Here is a 6,346-nt window from a genome sequence, read left to right as displayed (position 1 = left end):
GCCGGCGTCTTCCGCTGGAACCTCGGCTCCGGCAAGGGCTCCTCCGTCCTTGAAGTCCTCCGCTCCTTCGAAAAAGCCGTGGGCAAGCCCATCCCCTACGAAATCACCGGCCGCCGCGCCGGCGACCTCCCCGCCTTCTGGGCCGACGCAACCTCCGCCCTCGCCGACCTCAGCTGGTCCACCACCAAAATCGTGGACCAGATGTGCGAGGACCACTGGCGCTGGCAGAAGAACAACCCCCAGGGCTACACCTCCTGAGACCGGTGATTAACGACGCCGGCCGCCCACCTTTGGAAGGTGGGCGGCCGGCGTCGTACTTCTAAATGCTGTCAGCGGATGCCGAGGTCGCTGTCAACGTACGAACCGGGACGATTTTGAGCACCATGCTGGCAATTGCAGCCACCATCCAGCTGCAGCCGAACGGTCACGGGACTCGATGCTTCGAGCTGAATGTCACCATGCTCCTTCCCGTTGCTGCTCAGGCGGAGAATTGATTCTTGGTCGTTGCGATGGGTCATGAAATTACCTTTGCTGATGCAGGGAGAGTGGATGCGCGCCGGTGGCACGGGCCAGATGGGTTTCTACGCCTTGACGTATCCGTTCGGGTTGAGCACGAACTTCGTTGCCGAACCGGCGTCGAATTCTGCGTAGCCGCGCGGTGCGTCCTCAAGCGGGATTGCTGTGGCGTTTACGGCCTTGGCGATCTGGACCTTGTCGTGCAGGATCGCCATCATCAGCTGGCGGTTGTACGACATCACGGGGCACTGGCCGGTGGTGAAGGACAGGGACTTTGCCCATCCGGTGCCCAGGGACAGGGACAGGGAGCCGTGCTTTGCGGCGTCGTCGATTCCACCCGGGTCGCCGGTGACATAGAGGCCGGGAATCCCAAGGGCCCCGCCTGCAGCGGTGATGTCCATGAGGGAGTTCAGCACGGTGGCCGGGGCCTCGTGGGAGGCGTCCTTCCCGTGACCGCGGGCTTCGAACCCTACGGCGTCCACGCCGCAATCCACCTCGGGCACGCCAAGGATTTGCTCGATCTGGTCCTTCGGATCGCCCTTGGTGACGTTCACCGTTTCGCAGCCGAAGGAGCGGGCCTGAGCCAGCCGGTCTTCGTTCATGTCACCGACAATGACGACGGCGGCACCTAGCAGCTGCGCGCCGACGGCTGCCGCGAGGCCCACTGGGCCTGCACCGGCAATGTAGACGGTGGACCCAACGCCCACTCCCGCAGTGACGGCGCCGTGGAAGCCTGTAGGGAAAATATCGGAGAGCATGGTCAGGTCCATGATCTTTTCCAGGGCCTGGTCGCGGTCCGGGAACTTCAGCAGGTTCCAGTCAGCGTAGGGGACCAGCACGTATTCGGCCTGGCCGCCCACCCAGCCGCCCATATCCACATAACCGTAGGCGCTGCCCGGGCGGTCAGGGTTGACGTTCAGGCAGATGCCCGTCTTGCGCTCTTTGCAGTTCCGGCAACGCCCGCAGGAGATATTGAAAGGTACAGAGACAATGTCTCCCACCTTGATGAACTCCACGTCCGGACCGACCTCCACCACTTCGCCGGTGATTTCGTGGCCAAGGACGAGGTCCTTGGGGGCCGTGGTCCGGCCCCTAACCATGTGCTGGTCCGAGCCGCAGATGTTCGTGGTCACGGTACGCAGGATCGCGCCGTGGGGCACTTTTCGGCCCACATTGGCCGGATTAACGCCGGGCCCATCCCTGAGTTCCAATGTCGGGTAGTCGGTGTTGATGATTTCGACGACACCGGGTTCTTTGTAGGCAACGGCTCTGTTTCCTGACATGGACACTCCTTTTGGTAGGGGTATGTGGTGCAGGGCCTTCCGATTGGATGGCCTTGCACTTGGTCTGGCAAAGTTGCCGGCGCTGGTCCGTTGCCCGAGAACGGTGCTTCGATGGGGATACCTCCCCAGGTTCCACGCCATCGAAGCACCCTTCACGGACACGGCACAGCTCTTCCTTCCCTAGGGCGACGGCCCGCAGTGGAAGAGCTTGTACTGATGAGACTAGGGTCACAGGAGCTGCAACAAAAGCGCAAGATTTTTAAGATATCCATGCAGAATTAGTGCACGAACGCCTCCGCGGCTTGTACTTTTTGGCGGGGTCCTCAGACCTTGAGTTGAAGCCGGTCCTTTGCTTGGGTGGAATCAGCCTTTGCTGCGTGCCTGCCCGCGCCAGCCACCGGCTTCACGCGCCGGAACGCGGCTAGAATCGCCCGGCCCACCACAACGATTCCGATGACCGTGGTGACGGCACGCAGCGTGTCCCAGCCCGCCGTCGACGTCACGAGCGAGTACAGCAGGAAGCTGCTGGGGTTGGTGCTAAGCGGCGCGCCGGGCTCGTACACACGCACCCGCCCGAAGATGAGCGTCGCGGCCGAGGAGCCGAAGGACACGGCAGCGTATCTCAAACTCGAGTACCGCGGCGAGCGATTCTCGCTCGGCTACCCCGCGGGCCGGGGCACGGAGGACCGCCGCAAGGTAACCGAGCTGCTGAAGCCCAAGTCGATGATTAGAAACTCATCTTGCATTCTGATCAGCACCGGCGGGTACTGTGAGCTGTCCTTGGCCCAGATTTGCGAGAATCAGATCGGTGACTGCTTCAATGCCGCCTTCGGATGTCACTGCCATTCCGGCTTCGGCTGTTTCCAGGGCCTCAAGTGTCTCCAGCTGTGAGGTGAGCAGAGATGGAGGCATGAAGTGTCCTGGACGCTGGACCAGCCGCTCCTTCAGTACCGAAGGGTCGACAGTTAAGAGGATGAACCGGGTAGAGGGAGCGGCTGCGCGGATAGCGTCGCGGTAGGCGCGTTTGAGGGCCGAGCAGGCAACCACGATCCCGTGGGGGTGTTCGGCCGCGAGTTCTGCGCCGACAAGGCGAAGCCAGGGCCATCTGTCTTCATCGGTGAGCGGTGTGCCAGTTGCCATTTTTTCGACGTTCGGCAAGGGGTGCAGGTCGTCAGCGTCCTTGAACCTTGCTCCGAGCCGGGCTGCGAGGGCGGCGCCGACGGTACTCTTTCCTGAGCCCGATACGCCCATGACGACGATGGGGCTGTGCACTACAGCGCTCCCTGTTGTGCTGTTCCTGCGGGGATCGGAACCATCCGGGTCACTTCGACAGGCTTTTCCAGCAGGCCTTCGAGGGAAGCATTCAGGCGTTTGACCGGTTCACCTTCGCCGTGGGCATCCAGCAGCGCAGCGGATTCCCATTTCTCAATCATGAGGATCTGGTTGTTTGGGGCTTCATGGATCGCGTAGAGCAGGCAACCGGGTTCCTGGTGTACTTCGCTGATGGCGGGGGAGAGAGCGGCTACGACCTGGTCGAAGGCCCCTTCCTTCGGGCTGAAAGCAGCGGTAACGACGATGGTCATGATGGGGTTCTCCTGGTGCTAGGGGTGCCGTGAGGGCGTGAGAGGGCCCTTGGGGACGCGGCACGGACCGACGGCAAAAGTCCGTCGGTCCGCGCCGAACATCCGCAGGGTGTTCTTCAGACTTACCTGCTGGCGGCGAGGTTTTCCTCAAGGGCAAGGGCCTCGGTTTCGCGGCGCAGTTCAAGGGCCTGGGCGAGTGAGTCGTCCATGATGACGTCTTCCCAGAGGACGATCCCACCCTTGGCTACGTCATTGCGGAGTTCCACGTGGTGGGCCAGCGCGACGGGCAGTGCGCCGGTAGTGACGGAGTGCTTCGCTGAAACGAGTTGGCCCCAGACGGTGTATCCGCCTTCGCCGTCGAGGAACTCACCGGCTTTGAGGTCTTTCTTGGCGGTGGCGACAACGTCGCCGAAGAATCCGATGGGCGAACCTGTGGGGATTCCGCGGAGGACGGCGTTGGCGATGGATAGGTTCAGTTCCAGGCCGACGTAGTGGTAGGGACGGTACAGGGCCGCGTACTGGCCGGTGGGGTCCGGGTGCCAGGGGTATTCGTTGAAGCAGCCGGAGACGTAGGCGTTCGTTGCCTTCACGACAACGAAAACGCCTTCCTGGGTGTTGTGGGGGATCCAGGTGCCGTCGCGGTTGACACTGGACATGACATCGACGGTCCCTTCGTGTGCGAGGGCTCCTCCGACGTCGGCGGGGCGGCAGATGGTGGCGATTTCCTCAACGTCTCCCGGGGTGAACGTCAGTCCGGTGTCAGAGGGCACCAGTCCTGCCCCGTTGGCGACGGCGGCCATTTCGATGGCGGCCTTGGTTCCGTCGCGGAAGGAGGTGTGCATGTTGGGGTTCAGCTGCCCGGAGTCGGTGAGTTCCTTGGAAAATTCCCAGTTTTCCCAGACGTTGTCCGGGTTCATCTCGTGGTAGTGCTCAAGGAATTTGGCGCCCTTGCCGGCGCAGACGACGTCGAATCCGCTGGTGCGGGCCCAGTCGACAAGTTCCATGATGAGGGCCGGCTGGTCGCCGTATGCCATCGAGTAGACAACACCGGCTGCTTCTGCCCGCTTAGCAAGAGCGGGCCCTGCCAGCGCGTCGGCTTCGACCGTGACCATGATGATGTGCTTCTTCGTTTCAATGGCGCGCAGGGCGTGCTTGACACCAACGATGGGGTTGCCGGTGGCTTCGACGATGATGTCGATGTCGACGTCGAAAAGCTCGTCAGCGTTGGCCACGATCGCGGTTGAGCGGTCCCGCAGCGCGGTTGCTATGTCGGGGGCGATCTGGTTCTTGGGCCAGCCAACAAGTTCGAAAGCACCTTCAGCGCGCTTGACGTTAATGTCTGCGATGGCGACAACGTGGATCCCGGGAATGTTGTTTGCCTGGGCCAGGTACATCGTTCCGTAGCGTCCGGCGCCGATCAGACCGACCCGGATGGGTTTTCCGTCGGCTTCGCGCTGGGACAGGAGGTGGTGCAGATTCATGGGTTGCCTTTCAAGGGATACGGCGCTGTTCCGGAAGGGTTGCGGGCTGGTCTGAGGTTGACCGCAGCTTTGGGGGCTCTACTTACTGACCTTGCGGCTTGCCCCCGTTGGTAGTGAGGCTGCCGAACAAGCGGGACCGAACTAAGGTAAAATAAGTGGAACCGGTACACTTTTATGTCACAGGGATAGGCTCAAGGTCAAGCCCCAGGCTGAAAAAGGTTTCCGGATGTCCAACGAAGTGCCAGGCAAGGAGTAGGCGTGCAGAAACAACCGACCATCCGCGATGTTGCCCAGGCGGCCGGGGTGTCCGTTGCGGTGGTCTCCCGGGTGCTGAACCCCGGGTCGGGTCCCGTCGCTGCAGCTACCCGCGGCAGGGTGAACGACGTGATGAAGAACCTCGGCTATCACCCCCGCACCGCAGCCAGGGAGCTTAAATTCGGCCCGCCTACAACCCTGGGGCTGCTGCTCGCCGACGTCTCCAACCCCTTTTTCGCCAGGCTGGCCGACCAGGTGGTGCAGGAAGCGCACTCGCGCGGAATCCAGGTGTTGCTGATGACAACGCAGGAGGATGATCAGCTGGAGTCCGAACGTCTGGCGACACTGATCGAACGCAGGGTCAGTGGGATTATCGCGACGCCGACGGGCAACAACCTGGCCACCTGGAAGCATCTCCAGGATCTGGGCACCGAGGTGGTGTTTGTCGATCGATCGATACCGTCGCTCCCTGAAGTTGATGTTGTCAGCATCGACAACTTTGAATCCGCCCGCTCTGCCACGGCGCTGCTCGCAGCGTACGGCCACCGCCGCATCGGGATCATCTCCGGACCGGCTTCCTCCACTACCGGCAGGGACCGGATTGCCGGCTATCGGCAAGCCCTGGAAACGGCCGGCTTGGATCAGGATGAGCTCCTCATACGGCACGCCGCGTTCCGCGGATCGGCGGGAGGAGATGCAGCGTCGGCGCTGCTCAGCATCGAGGACCCGCCCACCGCGTTGGTGGTGGCAAATACCGCCCAGGTAACCGAAGTCCTGCGGCGCCTCTCCCACGCAGGAATCGACATCCCCGGGACGCTGTCCGTCATCGTCTTTGAAGATTCACCCTGGACCGAACTCGTGACCCCGCCGCTGACAATCGTCAGGCAGCCCATAGATCTGCTCGCCCGGCATTCCGTGCAGCTCGCCTTGTCCAACACGCAGGGCAAGACGTCGGGAAAACCCAACGTCATACACGTCGCTGCCGAACTGGTCGAACGGTCCAGCGTTGCCCGGCTGCAGTTAGCGAAGTAATACGAAGCTGTCGTACGCTCCTCAATGTTTACAGCCGCGCCTGCCTGTGGTAAAAAAGTGTACCGGTTCCACTGGGGCCGAAATCTTCCACTAAGTTCTCTAGGCGTGTACCTGCACGCCCTAATCGCTATCTGCAAGGCGCTGGGCAAGCGGGCCGGGAAACAAGCAAGAGCAAGCCTTCTCGACCATATCCGCA

General features: G+C 62.1%; 7 protein-coding genes and 1 pseudogene. 2 read left to right on the top strand and 6 right to left on the bottom strand.

From position 1 onward, the window contains the following. Positions 1-258: pseudogene (locus FHJ30_RS17325) on the top strand (UDP-glucose 4-epimerase GalE); the annotation flags it as partial. Positions 259-329: 71 nt separating this feature from the next. Here the strand turns inward: FHJ30_RS17325 and FHJ30_RS17320 are convergent. The 6 genes from FHJ30_RS17320 to FHJ30_RS17295 all read right to left on the bottom strand — a co-directional run bounded on the left by FHJ30_RS17320 (position 330) and on the right by FHJ30_RS17295 (position 4,863). Then, positions 330-518: a hypothetical protein gene (locus tag FHJ30_RS17320; RefSeq protein ID WP_139030508.1), complete on the bottom strand. Its 189-nt coding sequence runs from the start codon at positions 516-518 to the stop codon at positions 330-332. 63 nt (positions 519-581) lie between these two features. Next, entirely contained in the window at positions 582-1,799 is a 1,218-nt protein-coding gene (gene fdhA, locus FHJ30_RS17315; protein ID WP_139030507.1) for a formaldehyde dehydrogenase, glutathione-independent, read from the bottom strand. 323 nt (positions 1,800-2,122) lie between these two features. Further along, positions 2,123-2,425 carry a hypothetical protein gene (locus tag FHJ30_RS17310; RefSeq protein WP_139030506.1) on the bottom strand — a complete coding sequence of 101 codons (303 nt, stop codon included), beginning with the start codon at positions 2,423-2,425 and terminating at the stop codon, positions 2,123-2,125. A gap of 109 nt (positions 2,426-2,534) precedes the next feature. Next, the gene (locus tag FHJ30_RS17305; RefSeq protein ID WP_139030505.1) at positions 2,535-3,071 is read right to left on the bottom strand and encodes a gluconokinase; all 537 of its coding nucleotides are present in this window, start codon (positions 3,069-3,071) and stop codon (positions 2,535-2,537) included. Beyond that, positions 3,071-3,382, bottom strand: coding sequence for a putative quinol monooxygenase (locus tag FHJ30_RS17300; protein WP_139030504.1), 312 nt, complete (start codon positions 3,380-3,382; stop codon positions 3,071-3,073). The genes FHJ30_RS17305 and FHJ30_RS17300 overlap by 1 nt, the downstream gene beginning before the upstream one ends. Positions 3,383-3,504: 122 nt before the next feature. Continuing rightward, positions 3,505-4,863, bottom strand: coding sequence for an NAD(P)H-dependent oxidoreductase (locus tag FHJ30_RS17295; RefSeq protein WP_139030503.1), 1,359 nt, complete (start codon positions 4,861-4,863; stop codon positions 3,505-3,507). Between the two features lie 258 nt (positions 4,864-5,121). Here FHJ30_RS17295 and FHJ30_RS17290 point away from each other — a divergent pair, with 258 nt between their 5' ends. Then, positions 5,122-6,150, top strand: a complete 1,029-nt coding sequence (locus FHJ30_RS17290; RefSeq protein WP_139030502.1) for a LacI family DNA-binding transcriptional regulator — start codon at positions 5,122-5,124, stop codon at positions 6,148-6,150. Positions 6,151-6,346 lie beyond the last annotated feature (196 nt).

Source organism: Arthrobacter sp. BB-1 (genome assembly GCF_006151685.1).
GTDB lineage: Bacteria > Actinomycetota > Actinomycetes > Actinomycetales > Micrococcaceae > Arthrobacter.
The sequence above is the reverse complement of the archived record's forward strand: the minus strand, read 5'-3'. Positions and strand labels throughout refer to the sequence as shown.

Coding starts and splice junctions, on each gene's coding strand:
- FHJ30_RS17300 (WP_139030504.1), bottom strand. CDS start 3,382: ATGACCATCGTCGTTACCGCTGCTTTCAGCCCGAAGGAAGGGGCCTTC.
- fdhA (WP_139030507.1), bottom strand. CDS start 1,799: ATGTCAGGAAACAGAGCCGTTGCCTACAAAGAACCCGGTGTCGTCGAA.
- FHJ30_RS17295 (WP_139030503.1), bottom strand. CDS start 4,863: ATGAATCTGCACCACCTCCTGTCCCAGCGCGAAGCCGACGGAAAACCC.
- FHJ30_RS17320 (WP_139030508.1), bottom strand. CDS start 518: ATGACCCATCGCAACGACCAAGAATCAATTCTCCGCCTGAGCAGCAAC.